General features: G+C 72.7%; 16 protein-coding genes and 1 pseudogene. 9 read left to right on the forward strand and 8 right to left on the reverse strand.

All coding sequences use genetic code 11. The features are described 5' to 3' along the window. Nucleotides 1–5 precede the first annotated feature (5 nt). Genes paaC through paaE form a run of 3 tightly spaced genes read left to right on the forward strand, consistent with a single transcriptional unit; the run spans nt 6 to nt 2,439 of the window. Nucleotides 6–833, forward strand: coding sequence for a 1,2-phenylacetyl-CoA epoxidase subunit PaaC (gene paaC, locus ACGF5T_RS26370; RefSeq protein WP_366767369.1), 828 nt, complete (start codon nt 6–8; stop codon nt 831–833). After that, the gene (paaD, locus tag ACGF5T_RS26375; RefSeq protein WP_361015297.1) at nt 827–1,333 is read left to right on the forward strand and encodes a 1,2-phenylacetyl-CoA epoxidase subunit PaaD; all 507 of its coding nucleotides are present in this window, start codon (nt 827–829) and stop codon (nt 1,331–1,333) included. Before paaC ends, paaD begins: the two co-directional genes overlap by 7 nt. Beyond that, the gene (gene paaE, locus ACGF5T_RS26380) at nt 1,333–2,439 is read left to right on the forward strand and encodes a 1,2-phenylacetyl-CoA epoxidase subunit PaaE (protein WP_361015295.1); all 1,107 of its coding nucleotides are present in this window, start codon (nt 1,333–1,335) and stop codon (nt 2,437–2,439) included. The genes paaD and paaE overlap by 1 nt, the downstream gene beginning before the upstream one ends. A 27-nt stretch (nt 2,440–2,466) precedes the next feature. Here the strand turns inward: paaE and ACGF5T_RS26385 are convergent, their stop codons facing one another. Beyond that, on the reverse strand, nt 2,467–3,684 hold the full coding sequence (locus ACGF5T_RS26385) for an alginate lyase family protein (RefSeq protein ID WP_366767368.1): 1,218 nt from the start codon (nt 3,682–3,684) through the stop codon (nt 2,467–2,469). A 189-nt stretch (nt 3,685–3,873) separates the two neighbouring features. On the opposite strand from ACGF5T_RS26385, the pseudogene ACGF5T_RS26390 reads away from it, so the two are divergent. Then, nucleotides 3,874–4,100, forward strand: a pseudogene (locus tag ACGF5T_RS26390) (hypothetical protein); the annotation flags it as partial. A 19-nt stretch (nt 4,101–4,119) separates the two neighbouring features. Here ACGF5T_RS26390 and ACGF5T_RS26395 read toward each other — a convergent pair. Both ACGF5T_RS26395 and ACGF5T_RS26400 read right to left on the reverse strand, forming a co-directional pair. Next, nucleotides 4,120–5,022 carry an aminoglycoside phosphotransferase family protein gene (locus tag ACGF5T_RS26395; RefSeq protein WP_366767367.1) on the reverse strand — a complete coding sequence of 301 codons (903 nt, stop codon included), beginning with the start codon at nt 5,020–5,022 and terminating at the stop codon, nt 4,120–4,122. A 74-nt stretch (nt 5,023–5,096) separates the two neighbouring features. Further along, nucleotides 5,097–5,681, reverse strand: coding sequence for a TerB family tellurite resistance protein (locus tag ACGF5T_RS26400; protein WP_356609828.1), 585 nt, complete (start codon nt 5,679–5,681; stop codon nt 5,097–5,099). 199 nt (nt 5,682–5,880) lie between these two features. Between ACGF5T_RS26400 and ACGF5T_RS26405 the strand changes: the two genes are divergently transcribed. After that, complete coding sequence (locus tag ACGF5T_RS26405; protein ID WP_356609742.1) at nt 5,881–6,348, forward strand: GtrA family protein; 468 nt, start codon at nt 5,881–5,883, stop codon at nt 6,346–6,348. A 91-nt stretch (nt 6,349–6,439) separates the two neighbouring features. Here ACGF5T_RS26405 and ACGF5T_RS26410 read toward each other — a convergent pair whose 3' ends face one another. The 5 genes from ACGF5T_RS26410 to ACGF5T_RS26430 are packed head-to-tail and all read right to left on the reverse strand — an operon-like array spanning nt 6,440 to nt 11,949. Then, on the reverse strand, nt 6,440–7,357 hold the full coding sequence (locus tag ACGF5T_RS26410) for a Gfo/Idh/MocA family protein (RefSeq protein ID WP_392889397.1): 918 nt from the start codon (nt 7,355–7,357) through the stop codon (nt 6,440–6,442). A 38-nt stretch (nt 7,358–7,395) separates the two neighbouring features. Next, nucleotides 7,396–8,595: an ROK family protein gene (locus tag ACGF5T_RS26415; RefSeq protein ID WP_366767426.1), complete on the reverse strand. Its 1,200-nt coding sequence runs from the start codon at nt 8,593–8,595 to the stop codon at nt 7,396–7,398. A gap of 19 nt (nt 8,596–8,614) precedes the next feature. Then, nucleotides 8,615–9,499 (reverse strand): carbohydrate ABC transporter permease, encoded by an 885-nt coding sequence (locus ACGF5T_RS26420; protein WP_356609746.1) that lies wholly within the window; start codon nt 9,497–9,499, stop codon nt 8,615–8,617. Then, nucleotides 9,496–10,515: a sugar ABC transporter permease gene (locus ACGF5T_RS26425; protein ID WP_356609748.1), complete on the reverse strand. Its 1,020-nt coding sequence runs from the start codon at nt 10,513–10,515 to the stop codon at nt 9,496–9,498. The genes ACGF5T_RS26420 and ACGF5T_RS26425 overlap by 4 nt, the downstream gene beginning before the upstream one ends. A 30-nt stretch (nt 10,516–10,545) precedes the next feature. After that, nucleotides 10,546–11,949 carry an extracellular solute-binding protein gene (locus tag ACGF5T_RS26430; protein ID WP_366767365.1) on the reverse strand — a complete coding sequence of 468 codons (1,404 nt, stop codon included), beginning with the start codon at nt 11,947–11,949 and terminating at the stop codon, nt 10,546–10,548. 126 nt (nt 11,950–12,075) lie between these two features. On the opposite strand from ACGF5T_RS26430, the gene ACGF5T_RS26435 reads away from it, so the two are divergent. The 4 genes from ACGF5T_RS26435 (at nt 12,076) to ACGF5T_RS26450 (ending at nt 17,325) form a co-directional block, all read left to right on the forward strand. Beyond that, nucleotides 12,076–13,149, forward strand: coding sequence for a zinc-binding alcohol dehydrogenase (locus ACGF5T_RS26435; RefSeq protein ID WP_361015282.1), 1,074 nt, complete (start codon nt 12,076–12,078; stop codon nt 13,147–13,149). 62 nt (nt 13,150–13,211) lie between these two features. Further along, nucleotides 13,212–14,012: a sugar phosphate isomerase/epimerase family protein gene (locus ACGF5T_RS26440; RefSeq protein ID WP_366767364.1), complete on the forward strand. Its 801-nt coding sequence runs from the start codon at nt 13,212–13,214 to the stop codon at nt 14,010–14,012. Then, nucleotides 13,940–15,364 carry a trehalase family glycosidase gene (locus tag ACGF5T_RS26445; RefSeq protein WP_392889403.1) on the forward strand — a complete coding sequence of 475 codons (1,425 nt, stop codon included), beginning with the start codon at nt 13,940–13,942 and terminating at the stop codon, nt 15,362–15,364. The genes ACGF5T_RS26440 and ACGF5T_RS26445 overlap by 73 nt, the downstream gene beginning before the upstream one ends. Next, nucleotides 15,361–17,325 carry a glycogen debranching N-terminal domain-containing protein gene (locus ACGF5T_RS26450; RefSeq protein ID WP_356609758.1) on the forward strand — a complete coding sequence of 655 codons (1,965 nt, stop codon included), beginning with the start codon at nt 15,361–15,363 and terminating at the stop codon, nt 17,323–17,325. The genes ACGF5T_RS26445 and ACGF5T_RS26450 overlap by 4 nt, the downstream gene beginning before the upstream one ends. Nucleotides 17,326–17,401: the final 76 nt, after the last annotated feature.

The following is a 17,401-nucleotide window of genomic DNA, read 5'->3' on the forward strand; positions in this document are numbered from 1 at the left end:
AGGGCATGAGTGACGACCACGTCTACCTGAGCCTGGCCGAGGGGCACGAGGACGACACCCGCTGGGCCTACGGCACCGGCTTCGAGGACCCGCTGCACGGCGTCGACACCACCGTGCCCGAGGGCGTCGACGCGGGCGAACTGGCCGCCGAGTGCGTGGCGCTCGCCGACGACGCCCTGGTCTCGGCCCAGCGGCTCGCCGAGTGGGTCGCCCGGGCGCCGGAGCTGGAGGAGGAGGTGGCGCTGGCCAACATCGGCCTCGACCTGCTCGGCCAGGCCCGCCTGCTCTACTCGCGGGCGGGTCAGGTCGACGGCACCGGCCGGGACGAGGACGCCTACGCCTACTTCCGGGACGCCACCGACTTCCGCAACGTCACCCTGGCCGAACTGCCCGGCGGCGACTTCGCCTTCGCCGTCGTGCGGCTGCTGGTCCTCTCCAGCTGGCGCCTCGCCCACTTCCAGCGGCTGGCGTCCCATCCCGACCCGGTCCTCGCGGCGGTCGCGGCCAAGGGCGTCAAGGAACTGACGTACCACCGGCAGTACGCGGCCGAGTGGGCCGTGCGCCTCGGCGACGGCACGGACGAGTCGCACCGCAGGATGCGCGAGGCGCTGGAGCGGGTCGCCCCCTACCTCGGCGAGCTGCACACGGCGTACGACGCCCGGGACGAGGTCGCCGACGTGCTGCGCCAGGTCACCGAGGCGGCCGGACTGCCCGTGCCGGTGTACCGGCCGCTGCCCGGATCGGGCCGCGCCGGTGAGCACACCGAACACCTCGCGCCGCTCCTCGCGGAGTTGCAGGGCGTCGCCCGCGCCCACCCGGAGGCGACATGGTGACCGCCCCCCTGGACGCCCGCCGGGCCCGGCGCGTCGCCGAACGGGTCCCCGACCCGGAGCTGCCCATGCTGACCCTGGCGGACCTCGGCGTGCTGCGCGCCGTCGAGGTGACCGGCGACGGCACCGTGGTGGCGAGCCTGACCCCGACCTACTCCGGGTGCCCGGCCATGGCCGAGATGCGGGCGGACGTCGCCGCGCGGCTGCGGGAGGCGGGGTACGCGCGCGTGGAGATCCGTACGGTCCTCGACCCGCCCTGGACCAGTGACTGGATCACCGAGTCCGGCCGCCGCAAGCTGACCGCACACGGCATCGCCCCACCCGGCGCCGCACCTCGCGGCCCGGTCCCCCTGGTGCTCTCGCCCACCCGGCCCGTGGTGCCCTGCCCCCGGTGCGGCTCGGCGGACACCGAGGAGACCTCCCGCTTCGCCGCCACGTCCTGCAAGGCGCTGTGGCGCTGCCGTGCCTGCCGTGAGCCGTTCGAGTACGTCAAGGAGATCTGATGGCCCCGACCGCCCCCGCCTCGGCGCCGCCGGCGCGCATCCGCCGCCGTCCGGCCTTCCACCGTCTGCGGGTCGCCGCCGTCGAGCGGCTGTGCGCCGACGCGGTGGCCGTCAGCTTCGAGATCCCGGACGAGCTGGCCGGGGAGTTCGCCTTCTCGCCCGGTCAGTCGCTCACCCTGCGGCGCGAGATCGACGGCCGGGACGAGCGCCGCTCGTACTCCATCTGCGCACCGGCCGGTGCGCTCCCGCGGATCGGTGTCCGCGTCGTGCCCGGTGGCCTGTTCTCGTCGTGGCTGGTGGACGGGGTGCGTCCGGGCGATACGGTCGAGGTGATGGCCCCCACCGGCTTCTTCACGCCCGACCTGACCACGCCGGGTCACCATGTGCTGATCGCGGCCGGCTCGGGCATCACGCCCATGGTGTCCATCGCCGAGTCGGTGCTGGCCGCCGACGACCGCTCGGCCGTCACGCTGTTCTACGGCAACCGCCGCACCGACACGGTGATGTTCGCCGACGAACTGGCCGACCTCAAGGACCTCCACCCGGCCCGCTTCCAGCTCGCCCACGTGCTCTCCCGCGAACCCCGCGAGGCCGAGGTGCTCTCCGGCCGCCTCGACGCCGAGCGGCTCGCGGCGCTCGTGGACGCGCTGGTGGACGTGGAGCGTGCGGACCACTGGTGGCTGTGCGGTCCGCAGGGCATGGTCGCCGACGCCCAGCAGGTCCTGGCAGGCCTCGGCGTCCCGGCGGAACGCGTCCACCGCGAGCTGTTCTTCGCCGAGGACGAGCCCGTGCGGGAGGTGCGCCACGAGGAGGCCGGCCCGCAGGGGCCCGTCAGCGAGGTCGTCATCACCCTGGACGGCCGTTCCACGACCTCCTCCCTGTCCCGGGAGCGGACCATCCTGGACGGGGCCCAGCAGACCAGGCCCGACCTCCCCTTCGCCTGCAAGGGCGGCGTCTGCGGCACCTGCCGGGCCCTGGTCACGGACGGCCGTGCGGACATGCGCCGCAACTTCGCCCTCGAAGCGGCCGAGGTCGACGCCGGCTACGTCCTGACCTGCCAGTCGTACCCCGTCTCCGAGAAGCTGGCCGTGGACTACGACAGCTGAGGCGGCGGCACTCCGGCGGCGGCTGGCTCAGGCCGGGTTGTCGCCGTGGGTCAGGGTCTCCCAGGCGACGAAGAGGTTGTTCGTGCCGGACGGGCGGGTGCGCTCGGTGAGCGCCTGGGTGTTGGTCATGGCGAAGCCGAGGCGGTGGTGCAGGGCGTTGTAGCCGACCTCGGTGACCGGCCCGAGGCCGAGGTGGACCGAGCCCCCGCACAGCCAGTCGGGCACGGCCGCCCCCTGTTCGTACGTCGCCTGGAAGCCGAGGGCGTGCCGCAGCCGCTCGCCCACGTCGGTGCCGTAGAGGTCCTGCCCCTGGATGCGGCTGGTCTCGGCGATGTGCGCGATGGAGGAGATGCCGTATCCGGTGTGGGTGAAGTCCCGGCAGGTCTCCTGGGTGAGGCCGGTGACGAAGGTGGTCTGGCCCTGCCAGTACTTGACGATCTTGTCCCTGGTGTCCAGGTTCTGGCTCGGCACCGTCTTCGGCAGGGCCCCGTCGGAGGCCAGGTACACGTAGGCGGCCGTACGGGTGCGGAACCTGGCCATCGCCTTGTCGTAGGAGGCCTTGTCCTCCAGGAAGACGGAGATGCCGACGGCCGCCTCCATCATCGTGAGTTCCCAGTTGCCGTTGGAGTTCGAGCCGTTGACGACCTCGGGCAGGTAGACGTCCCGGAGCATGGTGGCGAAGCGGCCGGAGCCCGCCCATGAGCCCGGGTACGCGTGCTTGATGATCTCCGCCGCCCTGGGCCAGGAGGAGCCGGCCCACCCGGTCTGCAGGGGCGCGTTGCTGTTGGTGTGGTCCCTGATCACGGCGGACCAGGCGTCCATCAGCTCGATGGCCTTGCGCGCGTACCGGTCCTCACGGGTCATGTACCAGGCCAGGGCGTTGGTGTAGGCCGCGATCGCGTCCTCGCGCTCGTCGGTGCAGCCGTTGTTCGGGTTCGAGTAGGAGCCGCACTCCACCACCGCCCGCGGCTTCGGAACGCGGTTCGGGTCGGCGTACCTGCTCGCCGTCATCCGGTCGAAGGCACCCTTCCAGGGCTGGGCGCCGACGGCGACCTTGGCGCGGACGAAGTCGAGTTGGTTCCGGGAGACGGTGACACCCGGGTGGGTGAACGCGGCGGGAGCGGCCTCGGCCCGGGGAGCGGACGCCCCGGGGCCCGCGAGGAGGGTGCCGACCAGCGCGGCGGTGAGGCTCGCGAGGACGACGGCGCGGGATCTGCGGTGGCGAGGTCGGGAAGCAGAGGACATGTGGGGGGTCCATTCGTTCGTCTATGTGAACGTTGAGTTGTGTTCTGAACGCTCGACTGCTCGGTGACGATAGGTAGAGACCAATGGGGCGTCAAGGGCCCGCGCAGCGCACGCAGCGCCTTGTCGTCGTGGGAACCCGTGGAGCGGACGCCCCGGTTGCCGAAGGGATTGCGGCCCTTCACGTTCCGCGACGGCACCGCGCGGCGTGACCTCTCCTACGACAGCGACCTCACCGGCCGGGTCTCCCTCCCCGTCCTGACCCCGCGCGCCATCGACGACCCGACGGTCCACGACCCCCACTACCGCCCCGCGCCGTACGCCTCGCGCGTACGCCCACGGCCGGGGGCCCGCGCCGGCCCGCCATGACCGCGGCGCGGGAACGGGCCCGGAGCAGGATCGACGGTGTGGGGATCGCGCTCCGGGAAGTGCCCCCGCTCAGGATGTCTCCGCGAGCACCTCCCGCACGACGTGCCGGGCGTTGCCGGCCATCGCGGGGTTGGTGTCCCGGTAGTACGGGAGGGCGATGACGGCCTGGGAGAGGGTCCGGGCCCGGCCGCGCCGCCAGGTCGCCTCGTCCACGCCGAGGGACTCGCGGAAGACCTCGCGCGCCCCGGCCGGCAGCAGGTTCCAGGCCGGGAAGAGGTCGCAGGCCGGGTCGCCCACGCCCATGCAGCCGAAGTCGATCACCGCGGACAGCCTGCCGCCGGTCACCAGCAGATTGCCCGGCATCAGGTCGGCGTGCAGCCAGACCGGCGGTCCGGCCCACTCCGGGGCCCGCAGCGCGTCCTCCCACACGGCGAGCAGGGCGTCGCAGTCGACGCCCTCCTCCGGGAGGCCGCGCAGTCCCTCGATCCCGGCCCGGGTCTCCTCGTCGAGCGTGGCGAGCGGGCCGCCGCGATGGGCGCCGGGCGCGCCCGGCAGGGTGAGGGCCCGCATCGCCCGTACGAAGGCGGCCAGATCCCCGGCCAGCAGGGCGGGGTCGGTGAGCGCTCCGGCCTCGGGGAGCTCACCGGGCAGCCAGCGGTACACGGACCACGGCCACGGGTACCCCTCGCCGGGCTCACCCGCTCCGAGCACCTCGGGAACGGCGGCGGGCAGCAGGGGCGACAGCCGGGGCAGCCACTCCCGCTCCGCCGCCACGTCCCCGGCACCGCCCTCGACCAGCGGCAGCCGCACGACCATGTCGTGGCCCAGCCGGTACATCGTGTTGACCGTGCCGCCCGACGGGAAGCGCTCGATCGGCAGGTCAGACCATCGCGGGAACTGCCGTGCGAGCAGGCGCCGTACGAGACGGCCGTCCACGAGGAGCGAACCAGGACGGAGCTGCCCAGAAGTCATGGGCGCCATCCGATCCCCCGACGCCGACGGCCGTCAAACGCTTTCCCGTCCGCGGACGGCGAGGCCGTCCGGGCTCAGACGCCGAACTCCGAGGGCGACACGCCCAGGGCCGTGCAGGCCTCGCGGATCACGTACTGCTCGGACGGCTCGAAGACCCCGTCGGCGCCGGCGATGACCATGCCGGTCTGGATGACCGCGCGGGCCTCCGCGGGCTTCTTGGCGGCCTTGGCGATGACCTGCAGCGCCTCGGTCTTGCCCAGCTCGAAGTTGGCGACGAGCCGGTCCACGTGCTGGTTGAACCGCTGGCGGAGCTGGTCCGCGGGGAAGTTCTGCAACACCTCGTTGGAGACGATCAGCTCTTCCACGCGCTGCCGCTCGGCCGGCTCCACCTGACCGTCGGCCGCGGCGACCAGCGCGCACATGGCCATGCTGGCGTCCCGGTAGGCGCCGCTCTTGAGCTCGGTCTTGACCGAGGCCAGCTGGGTCTTGAACAGCCCGATCAACTGGGCCTTGGAGCCGCCGGAGGACGAGCCCGACCGGCCGGGCACCTGCTGCCCCTGGTGCCCCTGCGGTCCGTGCCCGGGCCCGCTCGCTCCCCGAGTGCCCTGGGACTGCTGGAAGGTCTTGGCCTGGTCCTTGATCTTGTCCCACATCGCCACTCGTGCCACCTCGGCTTCTGTTGCTGCTGCGTATCCGACTTGATCCCGGCCGCCGTACTCTCGCGGCCACCAGCTTGAACGCCCCCGGAAGCCACAGGGTTCCCGAAAGGCAAAGGCAGGGCAAAGTGTCTCACGGTGGCGGCGTAGTAGGCTGCGGGACCAGGATGGACGGTCGGTGAGCTGGGCGGGGGCGGGACGTGTGGCTCGGCTGAAGGAGTCGTCGCCCGCCGAGCCGGACGGTGCTCCGGGCGTCCGGCGCACCGGGGTGTGGTCCCGGGAGGTCGGCTGGTTCGTCGCGATCGGTGTCGCGTCGACGGCCGGGCAGGCGCTTCTGTACTGGGTGCTGCGTCAGTGGTGGCCCCCGGTCGCCGCCAACCTGGTCTCCCTGCTGGTCCTCACGGTGCTCAACACCGAGGCCAACCGGCGCCTGACGTTCCGGCACGCCGCCGCCGGCCCGGTCCGCGCCCACCTGGGAGCGGGCGGGCTGTTCCTGCTCGGCTACACCGCCACGTCCGGCGCCGTCCTGTGGTTCACACACGCCGAGCCCGGTGCCTCACCCGCCGCCGAGACCGCGGTCCTCACCGCCACCTCGGTCGCCGTCACGGTGGTGCGCTTCGTCGTCCTGCGGCTCGCCGTCTTCCGGACCCCGGCCCGAACGGAGCGCTGAGTCCCGGGACGTGCCCGTGCCCCGCCCGCACCGCCCGGCGACCTCGCCGCCGGGCGGACCCGCGCCGACCCGAAGCCCGCCCGGCCGTCCCTCAGTCGCGGGTCGCCCGGTCGATCAGGCCCTGCAGGTACAGGCCGCGCCGTGCGTCGACCGCCGTGGGCGTGCCGGTGCGGACGGCCGTCGCGAAGTCGTGGCGCAGGACGGGCCAGCACTCCTCGTGGTCGATGCCGGCCGTGTCGTAGACCAGCGGGTGCTCCGGGCCGAAGAGTTCGACCCGGGTGAGCGCGCGCGGGACGGCAACGGAGCCCGACAGGGAGGCCTGGCTGACGGCTCCGTTCTCGTGCTCGCAGGTCAGCTCCACCCAGCGGCGCGGGTCGCCGGTGGCGCGGATGCCGGTGATGGGGCCCACCGAGGCGTCCAGCAGGTCGAGCAGGTGGGGTCCGAGGTCCAGCAGGGCTCCGTGTTCGAGGCGCCAGCCGGTGGCGAAGTCCCCGCCCAGGAAGGCGCCGTGGAGGTAGCAGGAGCGGGCGCCGGCCGCCTCGAAGGTGCGCGCCGCCGCCAGGAAGGCCCGGGTGGAGGGGTGGTAGCGCTTGGTCAGCACGAGTTGGGAGACCACACCGGCCTCGGTGACCGCGTCGGCCACCCTGCGGGCCGCGCACAGGTCGGGGCCGAGCGGCTTCTCCAGCAGCAGCGCCTTGCCCCGCTTCGCCGCCAGCGGCGCCAGCTCGGCCTGGACGGCGGGCGGCACGGCGAAGGCCACGGCCTCGCAGTGGTCCAGCAGCTCCTCGAACCCGGCGGCGACATGGGCGGCGTAGGGTGCGGCGGTCTCGCGGGCGGCCTCCGTGCGGCGGGCCCAGACCGCGGTGAGCCGGGTCTCGGGTCCGGCGGCCAGCACCCGGGCGTGCATGGCCCGGGCCCAGGGGCCGGCGCCCACGAGCCCGACCTCGACGGGCCGGTCGGTCCAAGGGGCGGGGGCAGCGGTCACGGTGTTCCTGTTCTGGTGCGTCATCGGGTGGGACTCGGTGCTTACGTGCGGCGTCGGCGTCGTCACGGCGCGAGGCGTTCGAGCCGGGCGTCGGCGCCCGCGGGGGAGTAGAGGTGTTCCACGACCATGGCGGCGGCCCCGATGAGCCCGGCGTGGTCGCCGAGTCGCGAGGTGACCACCTGGAGGTTGGCCGTGGCCCGGGGCATCGCGCGCTGGTAGACCAACTCGCGGACCCCGGTGAGGAAGGGCACGCCGGACAGCTCACCGGCGATCATGAGCACACCGGGGTTCAGCAGGGTCACGACGGTGACCAGGACCTCGCCCACCCGTCGTCCGGCCTCCCGGGCCAGTCGGACGGCGTCGGGGTGGCCCTCGTTGAGCAGGCGCCGGACGTCCCGTCCCGAGGCGGTGTCCAGGCCCAGCGCGGACAGCTCCTTGGCGATCGCCCGTCCACTGGCCACGGCCGCGAGGCAGCCGTGGGAACCGCACATGCACAGCGCGTCGGACCGGTCGTGCAGCCGGATGTGCCCGATGTCGCCCGCGCCGCCGTCGATGCCCCGGTAGAGGCTGCCGCCGATGACGACGCCCGCGCCGATGCCGGTGGAGACCTTCAGCAGGACGAACGACGAGCAGTCGCGGTGGTCCGCCTGGTGCTCCGCCAGCGCCATGAGGTTCGCGTCGTTGTCCACGAGCACCGGGACGGCGTCGGCCTGCGGCCCCAGCCCCATCCGTGCCGCGTACGCCTTCTGGAGCCGCTCCCGGATGGGGTAGCGGTCCCAGCCCGGCATGATGGGCGGCTCGATCACCCGCCCCGACTCCCAGTCGACGGGGCCGGGCACGGACAGCCCGACGCCCGCCACGTGGGACGCCGGGACCCCGGCCGCCGCGATCAGGTCCGGGAACCACTCGGCCAGCCCGTCCAGCACGTGCTCGGGTCCCGCGCTGATGTCCATCGGGCCGGTGTGCTCGGCCAGGATGGCGCCCGACAGGTCGACGACGGCGGCGCGGGCGTGCCGGGTCTCCAGGTCGAAGGCGACGACCGAGGCGTGGGTCGGGTCGAAGGCGATCCGGTGGGACGGGCGCCCACCGGTGGACTCACCCGTGCTGTGCCGCAGCCACCCGGCGCGGTTGAGCAGGTCGAGACGCTGTCCGACCGTCGACCTGGAGAGCCCGGTGGCGTGCTGGAGGTCGGCGCGGGTGTTGGCGCGCCCGCTGCGGATCAGCTGCAGCAGCGCGCCCGCGCTGGCCTGACCTGACGTCATCATGGAATCCCCCCACGGCTCAACTCTTGTCGGCACCGCTGGTCAGACCCTCGGTGAGGAGCCGTTCGGCGGCGAAGAACAGAAGTACCACGGGGATCGTCAGCACCACGGAACCGGCCATCAGGACGGTCTTCGGCACCTCGATGCCGTTGGAGAGCTGCGCGAGGCCCAGGGAGACCGTCCACTTGTCGGGGTCGGCGGCCAGGAAGAGCAGCGCGAAGAGGAACTCGTTCCAGGCGATCATGAACACGTACAGGCCGGTCGCCATCAGGGAGGGCAGCGCCAGCGGCAGGATCACCTTGCGCACGGTCTGCAGCCGGGAGGCCCCGTCGAGCGCCGCCGCCTCCTCGATGGAGGCCGGGATGGTGACCAGGTAGTTCTTCAGCATGTAGATCGACACCGGCACCGTCTGCGCCACGTAGACGATGGCCAGACCGACCAGGCTGGAGGAGAGACCGATCTTCGCGAAGATGACGAAGAGGGGCACGGCCAGCAGCGTCGCCGGGAACATGTACACGGCCAGGAAGAGCGCGCTGACCTGCCGGTGGCCGAAGAACTTCAGCCGACTGACGGCGTACGCGCCGGGCACGGCGGCCACCAGGGTCAGCACCACCGTGCCGAGGGAGACCAGTGCGGAGTTGAGCAGGAACTTCAGGAAGCCCTGGCCGCCCGCGTCGGTCGAGCGGAGCACGTCCTGGTAGGTGGAGAAGGTGAAGTCCTTGGCCGAGATCCACAGGGAGCCCGGGTCGAGCAGGAGCGCGTCGATGGGCTTCAGCGACAGCAGCACCATGTAGTAGAAGGGGATCACGGTGATCACTGCGAGGAACGCGATGACGAACCAGCGCAGCACGCCGAAGAACCGCTCCTCGAACTGGGCCCGGCTCAGGGCCACCTTGCGCGTCACGCTTCCTCCTGGACCTTGTTGCCGAAGAACTTGAAGTAGAGGCCGAGCAGGATCATCAGCACGACGGCCAGGGTGAGTGCCTGGGCGGCCGCGGCGCCCACGTCGTAGCGCGCGGTCAGGAAGTCGTAGACGCGCACGGCGGCGACGTCGGTGCCCGCGCCGCCCCCGGTGAGCAGGTACACGTCGTCGAACTTGTTGAAGGTCATGATGAACCGCAGCACGCACAGCAGCGCGATCACCGGCATCAACTGGGGCAGCAGGACGTGCCGGAACCGCTGGGTCAGGGTCGCGCCGTCGACCAGCGCGGCCTCCTCCAGGGTGTCCGGGACCGCCTGGAGCCGCGCCAGGATGAAGAGGAAGGCGAAGGGGAAGTACCGCCAGCACTCGAAGACGATGACCGTCAGCAGGGCCAGCGGGATGTCGAAGTGCAGGCCCAGCAGATGGACCTCGTACTCACGCGTCGACAGGAAGGCGACGGGGTCGTCCCAGCCGAACAGGCGCCGGCCCCAGTCGTTGACCACGCCGTACTGCGGGCTGAGCGCGACCTCCCACACGAAGGCCACGGCCACGACGGGCGCTACGTACGGCAGCAGCATCGCCGCGCGCAGCAGGCCGCGCCCCTTGAAGGGTTTGCGCAGCGCCAGCGCCGCGACCAGGCCGAGGGCGACGGAGCCGAGCGTGGAGCCCGCCGTGTACAGCAGCGTGGTCCACAGGCTGGACCAGAAGCCGGCCGAGTCGAAGACCTGCGCGAAGTTGTCCAGGGACCAGTTGCCGAACAGGCCCATGTCCTGGATGTCGACGAGCTTGGCCTTCTGGAAGGCGAGCAGCACGGTCCACGCGATGGGCAGGACGACCACCACGAGGACCACGACGAAGGTGGGGGAGACGAACGCGAGGCCTGCGCGGTTGGCGCGCCGGCTGGCGGTCAGCGGACGGCGGCCCGGGGAGGCGGACCGGTCCGTGGACCGGGGGTCGGTGTCCCGGCGCTGCGGCGCGCCGGCTGGGGCTGTTGTCATGAGGGACCTTAGTGACGTGCAGGCGGGCGGCTACTGCAGGGACTTCTTCAGGGCGGCGACCTCTTCGTCGGCCTCGCGTGCCGCTTCGGACGGCGAGCTCTGGCCGCTGGTCATGGCGCCGATGGCCTTCGGCACGGGCAGTTCGCCGTTGGTGGCGCCGACCAGGGCGCCCTCGCCCTGGGTGATGCCCCAGCGGCGCATGTTGCTGACGCCGTCGGCGAGCTGGTCGAGCAGGCTCTCGGGGAAGACCTCGTCGAGGGGCTTGCGGGTGTCGACCCCGATGTCGCTGGAGCGCCAGGCGTCGAGGTAGCGGTCGGGATCGGCGGCGGTGCCCTTGCGCACCGGGATCTTGCCCTCGGGTGCCATGCCGAACCAGGACTCGTAGCCGGTGCCCATCATGTACTCGATGAACTCGCGGGAGGCGGCGGTCTCGGCCGTCTTGGTGGTGACCCAGGACGTGATCTCGCCGAACTGCGCCGCGTCCTTCGCGTCGGGGCCCTGCATCGCGGTGACGATGCCGCTGTTGTCCGACAGGTACTGCGGGTCCTTCGCGCACTGGGGGCAACTGGGCAGGGCGTCCTTGCGCAGGCCGGCGAGTTCGTCCAGCAGGAAGGAGGACCAGATGACCATGGAGGACTGCCCGGCGAAGTAGGTGGCGCGGGTGGAGTCCACGGTCTGGGTGCCCGGCGCGCCGTACTCCCGGGCCAGGCGGTCGTACGTGCGGAAGGCGGTCTCGCACCGCGGCGAGTCGAGGGCGACCTCGTGCCCCTCGTCCACGAGTTGGCAGTCGTTGGCGAGGGCGACGCTCTCGAAGCTCTGCGAGGTGAAGACGTCGCTCGGGTCGGTGGCCGCCGAGATGCCGTCGTGGCCCTTGGTGGTCAGCGCCTCGGCGGCGGCGAGCGTCTTCGCGTACGTGTCGGGGGCGGCCAGCGCCTTCTTCCCGAACTCGTCCTTGCGGTAGACCAGCAGCTGGAGCCACGCGTCGGAGGGCACCCCCAGACTGGTGGAGCCGTCGGAGGTCAGCTCCAGCGCGTTGGCGTTGAAGGTGTCCCGGCCCAGCTCGCCGACGATCTGCCGGGGGATGTCGGTGTTCAGCAGCCCGTTGCTGTACATCTGCCACACCTGGCCCATGGGGGCCGCGCCGATGACGTCGGGCAGCGTGCCCGAGGCCGCGGCCGACATGATCAGCTGAGGCATCTGCCCCTCGTCGACCCCGACGAGATGGACCTCGATCCCGGTCTTCTTCTCGAACGCGTCCACGACCTTCTGCGTCGCGGCGACGCGGTCGGGGAGGTTCTCCTGGGTCCAGACCGTGATCTCACGGTCCGGCTTGCCGGGCCCGGTGCTGCCCGCGCAGCCCGAGAGCAGCCCGACCCCCAGGGTTGCCGTGACGCCGACTGCGGTCGTCCTCGACCGCAGGGTCCTGATGCGCATTGAGTGTCCTCGTTCCGGCTTTCGTCTGCTCGTCACGCATCACAGCATCACTTTTGCTTGTTGACAAGACATAAGTTGCGGATATTGTCGACGCAACCGCAATCAGCAACCCTTCCGGAGCCACCCGTGTCATCCGTGTCGCCCGCGTCCTCCCCGGAGCGCGTCGTCCAGTTCACCGGCCCCCGACAGGTGGAGGTGGCCGAGCACGTCCGGGCCGACCTGCCGCCCGGCCACCTGCGGGTGCGCACCCGCTACTCGGGCATCTCGGCCGGAACCGAACTCACCGCCTACCGCGGCACCAACCCGTACCTGACCCGTACCTGGGACCCCGAGGCGCGGCTCTTCCGCGACGGCGCGCCCGGCATCGAGTACCCGGTGGCCGGCTGGGGCTACTCCGAGGTCGGCGAGGTCGTCGAGGTCTCCCCGGAGCTGGTCGGCACCGCGGGCATGCCGGTCGCCGGCGACCTGGTCTGGGGCATCTGGGGGCACCGCAGCGAGGGCATCGTCCCCGCCGAGCGGATGATCGGCCACACCCTGCCGTCCGGGCTGGAGCCGCTGGCCGGGGCCTTCGCCCGGGTCGGCGCCATCGCGTACAACGCCGTGCTGGCCGGGGACATCCACCTCGGCGAGGACGTCACCGTGTTCGGCCAGGGCGTCATCGGCCTGCTCACGACCCGGCTGGCGCAGCTCAGCGGCGCCCGCGTCACCGCGGTGGACGCCCTCGACGGCCGGCTGGAGACCGCACGGCACTTCGGCGCCCACGACACGCTCAACGCCCGCACGGACGCGGTCGCCGAACGCGTCCGCGAGGCCACCGGCGGGCTCGGCGCCGACCTCGCCATCGAGATCAGCGGCGCCTATCCGGCCCTGCATGAGGCGCTGCGCTCGGTCGCCGCCGGCGGGCGGGTGGTGGCCTCCGGCTTCTACCAGGGCGACGGCATCGGCCTGCGCCTCGGCGACGAGTTCCACCACAACCGGGTCCAGCTGATCTGCTCCCAGATCGGCGGTGTACCCCCGCAGCTGTCGAACCGCTGGACGGTCGAGCGGCTCCAGCGGACCTTCCTGCGCCTGGTCGCCGAGGGCCAGGTGGACGTCGACGCGCTGGTCAGCCACGTGGTCCCCGTCGCCGACGCCGCCGACGCCTACGTACTGCTGGACGAGCGGCCCGCCGAGGCGCTGCAGGTCGTCCTGGAGTTCTGAGCCCGACCCCGGGGACCGGGTCCCCGGGACCGGCCGTCACCGACACTTCCGAAAGGCCCCTCATGCTCAAGACCGCCGTCCAGGAACAGCTCCTGCCCGGAGACACCCTGCAGGCCAAATGGGACTTCGCCCAGCAGGCCGGTTACGACGCGATCGAACTGCGCGGCAAGGGCGACCTCAGGTTCGCCGCCCGCCGCGACGAACTCCGGCAGGCCCGCAAGGACGGCGTGGTCATGCCCACCGTCTGCGTCGACATGCTGCACTTCCTCGGCGCCTTCGACGAGGACCTGCGCCGCGACGCCGTCGCCCAGATGAAGTCCCAGCTCACCGTCATCGCCGAGATCGGCGGCGTCGGCGCCCAGACCCCCGCCTCGTACGGCATGTTCTCCCGCCGGCTGCCCCCCTTCGAGCCGCCGCGCACCGAGATGGAGGACCGCGAGGTGCTCCTGGACGGACTGGCCGAACTCGGCGAGCACGCCCGCAAGGAAGGCGTCACGCTCTTCCTGGAGCCGCTCAACCGCTACGAGGACCACATGGTCAACCGGCTCGACCAGGCCGCCGACCTGATCCGCGCCATCGGCCTGGATTCGGTCCGGATCGGCATCGACAGCTACCACATGAACATCGAGGAGACCGACCCCGCGGCCGCGATCCTCGCCCACGCCGACGTCATCGGCCACGCCCAGGTCTCCGACTCCAACCGCTTCCAGCCCGGCGCCGGACACCTCGACTGGCCCGCCTGGCTCGGCGCCCTGCACACCATCGGCTACGACGGACACCTCGCCCTGGAATGCCGGCTGACCGGCGACCCGGCCGAGGCCGTGCGCTCCGTCCCCGCCTTCCTCAAGAGGTCCGGCGCGTGAGGACCGCCCCGAACCTCCTGGACCGGCCCGCGCCCGCCGCGCCCGCAGACCTGACCCTGCGGCGCGGCGCGGCGCGGGTCCTCATCGACAACTGGACCGGCGCCTCCACCGTCCCCTCCCGCACGCTCTACCCGCACCAGTGGAGCTGGGACAGCGCCTTCATCGCGATCGGACTGCGCCACCTCTCGGTGCGCCGCGCCCAGCGCGAGCTGGAGTCCCTGCTGGCCGCGCAGTGGGCCGACGGACGCATCCCGCACATCGTCTTCAACCCCGCGGTGGCCGCCGACGCCTACTTCCCGAGCCCCGACTTCTGGCAGTCCGGCCGGACCGCCGACGCCCCCACGGCGGTCGAGACCTCCGGCATCGTCCAGCCGCCCGTGCACGCCCTGGCGGCCTGGCTCGTGCACCGGGCCGACCCGGCGGAGTCACGGCGCCGCGGCTTCCTCGCCCGCGTCCAGCCCCGGCTCGCCGCCTGGCACGACTACCTCCTCACCCGCCGCGACCTGGGCGGCGGGGGACTGGCGGCCGTCGTGCATCCCTGGGAACCCGGCATGGACAACAGCCCCTGCTGGGACCGGGCCCTCCAGCGGATCGAACCCAGCCCGCCCGACAGCTTCCGGCGTGCCGACCTCGACCACGGCCACCCCGCCGACCGGCCCACCGACCTCGACTACGGCCGGTACGTCCGGCTGGCCACCGAGTACCGCGAGGCCGGCTACGACGACCGCGTCGTACGGCACCGCTTCGCGGTGGAGGACCCGTGCTTCAACGCGCTGCTGGTCGTGAGCGAACTGGCCCTGGCCGCCATGGCCCGCGAACTGGACCTGCCCGCCCGGCGCCACACCGAGCGGGCCGCGCAGCTGACCGGGGCGCTCGTGGACCGCCTCTGGGACGAGGAGGCCGGGCTGTTCCGGGTGCGCGACCTGCACACCGGCACCCCGGTCGACGAAGGGAGCGTCAGCGGCCTGATCCCGCTCCTCGTCCCGCACCTGCCCGCGGACGTCGTCCGGCGCCTGCACACCACGCTCACCGGCCCGCGCTTCAGTGCCCCGGCCACCCGGCTGGTCCCCAGCTACGACCTGACCGGCCACGCCTTCGACCCCACCCGGTACTGGCGCGGCCCGGCCTGGTTCAACACCGCCTGGCTGGTCGAGCGGGGACTGCGCACCCACGGCCTCCAGCAGGACGCCGAACGCCTGCGCGCCGACTTCCTGGCCCGGGCCGGACAGTCCGGCTTCGCCGAGTACGTCGACCCCTCCACCGGAGCGGCCCGCGGCACCCGGAACTTCTCCTGGACCGCCGCCCTCACCCTCGACCTGCTGAGCGCCGACCCGAAGGAATGCACGCCATGACCGCGGCCGACCACCGTGTCCAACTGGTACGCGACGCCACGTTCGTCCGGCTCGGCGCCGGCGGTGAGATCAGCGGTACCCGCGGGTCGACACCCGACGGGCTGTTCTTCCAGGACGCCCGCCACCTCAGCAGCTGGCGGCTGACCGTCGACGGCACCACCCCCGTCGCCCTGGTACCGGCCACGGCGGAGTCCGACGACACCGCCGCCTGCGTGCTGACCCCCGAAGGCACCCGGGACCACCCGCCCGCGTACACCGTCTTCCGGCGGCAGAGCGTCACCGCCGGCACGCTCACCGAGCACCTGAGCCTGGTCAGCAACCGGCCCGACCCGGTGACCGCCCACCTGGCCCTCACCGTCGACACCGACTTCGCCGACCTCTTCGAACTCCGCGCCGACGACCGCGACTACGCCAAGCCGGGCGCGGCGTACGAGACCCGCGACACCGCCGACGGGCTGCTCTTCGGCTATCGGCGCGACGACTGGCACGCCCGGACGGAACTGACCTGCCGTCCCACGCCGGACACCACCGGACCCCCGCGTCCGGAGACGTCCGCCACCGCCCGGACGCTGACCTGGCACCTGCCGCTCGACGGACACGGCCGGGCGGATCTGCACCTGACCGTCCGCGCACGTCCGCACGGACGTCCCCGGCCCGCCTCCACCCCCTCCGCCTCAGCCGCCGAACGGCGTCCGTCCCGGCACGCAAGCCCGGCGGCGGCCGCCCCGGACGACCTGGCACGCACCGTCGAGCGCGGCCTCGCCGACATCGACCTGCTGACCGTGCCGGTCACCGGCGTCGAGGGCGACGAGGTCCACGTCCCCGCCGCCGGCATCCCGTGGTTCCTCACCCTCTTCGGCCGGGACTCCCTCCTGACCTCGTACTTCCTGCTGCCGTACCGGCCCGCGACGGCGGCGGCCGTCCTGAGCGCGCTGGCCGCCACCCAGGGGCAGCGCCACGACACGTTCAGCGGTGAGCAGCCCGGCCGGATCGTCCACGAGACCCGGCACGGCGAACTCGCCCACTTCCGGCAGGTGCCCTACGGCCGGTACTACGGCGCCGTGGACGCCACCCCGCTCTTCCTCGTCCTGCTCCGCGCCCACCACGAGGCGACCGGCGACCCCGCACTGGCCGTACGCCTGGAACGGCACGCCCGGCGGGCCGTCGACTGGATGTTTACCGACGGCGGCCTGGAGAAGCACGGCTACCTCGTGTACACCCCCGACCCGGGCGGACTGGTCAACCAGAACTGGAAGGACTCCGAGGGCGCCGTCTGCTTCCGCGACGGCACCCAGGCCGAAGGCCCCATCGCCGTCTGCGAGGCGCAGGGCTACGCCTACGACGCACTCCTGCGCACGGCCGAGCTCGCCCTGCACGTCTGGGGGGACGAGCCGTACGCGCACCGGCTCCGCGAGGAGGCCGCCCGGCTGCGGGACCGCTTCGCGAGGGACTTCTGGATGCCCGGGGCGGACTTCCCGGCCCTCGCCCTGGACGGCCACGGCCGCCAGGTGGACGCGCTGGCCTCGGACGCCGGGCACCTGCTGTGGTCCGGCATCCTCGACGCGGACCGCTCCCGCCGGGTGGGGCGCCGGCTGCTGGAGCCGGACTTCTTCTCCGGCTGGGCGATCCGCACCCTCGCCGCCGGGCAGCGGCCCTACCACCCGCTCTCCTACCACCGGGGCAGCGCCTGGCCGCACGACAACGCGGTCATCGCCCTGGGACTGGCCCGCCAGGGCATGACGGCCGAGGTGCGCACCGTCGCCGAGGGCCTCGTCGCTGCGGCGGCCCACCACGGGCACCGGCTGCCCGAGGTCCTCGCCGGCTACGACCGCTCCGCGACCGCCGCACCGGTCCCGTACCCGCACTCCTGCTCGCCCCAGGCGTGGGCGGCCGCCACCCCGCTGGCCCTGTGGACGGCGCTGGGCCGCGAACCTGCCGACCCGGAGGATTGGCATCGATAACATTCTCTGCCATAGTCGGTCGGGTCAGCACCGGCTCCCCGTGGGAGATCGATAACAGCGGTAGCCGGGCCGGGCA

This window comes from Streptomyces sp. NPDC047853, assembly GCF_043204535.1.
Classification (GTDB): Bacteria; Actinomycetota; Actinomycetes; order Streptomycetales; family Streptomycetaceae; genus Streptomyces.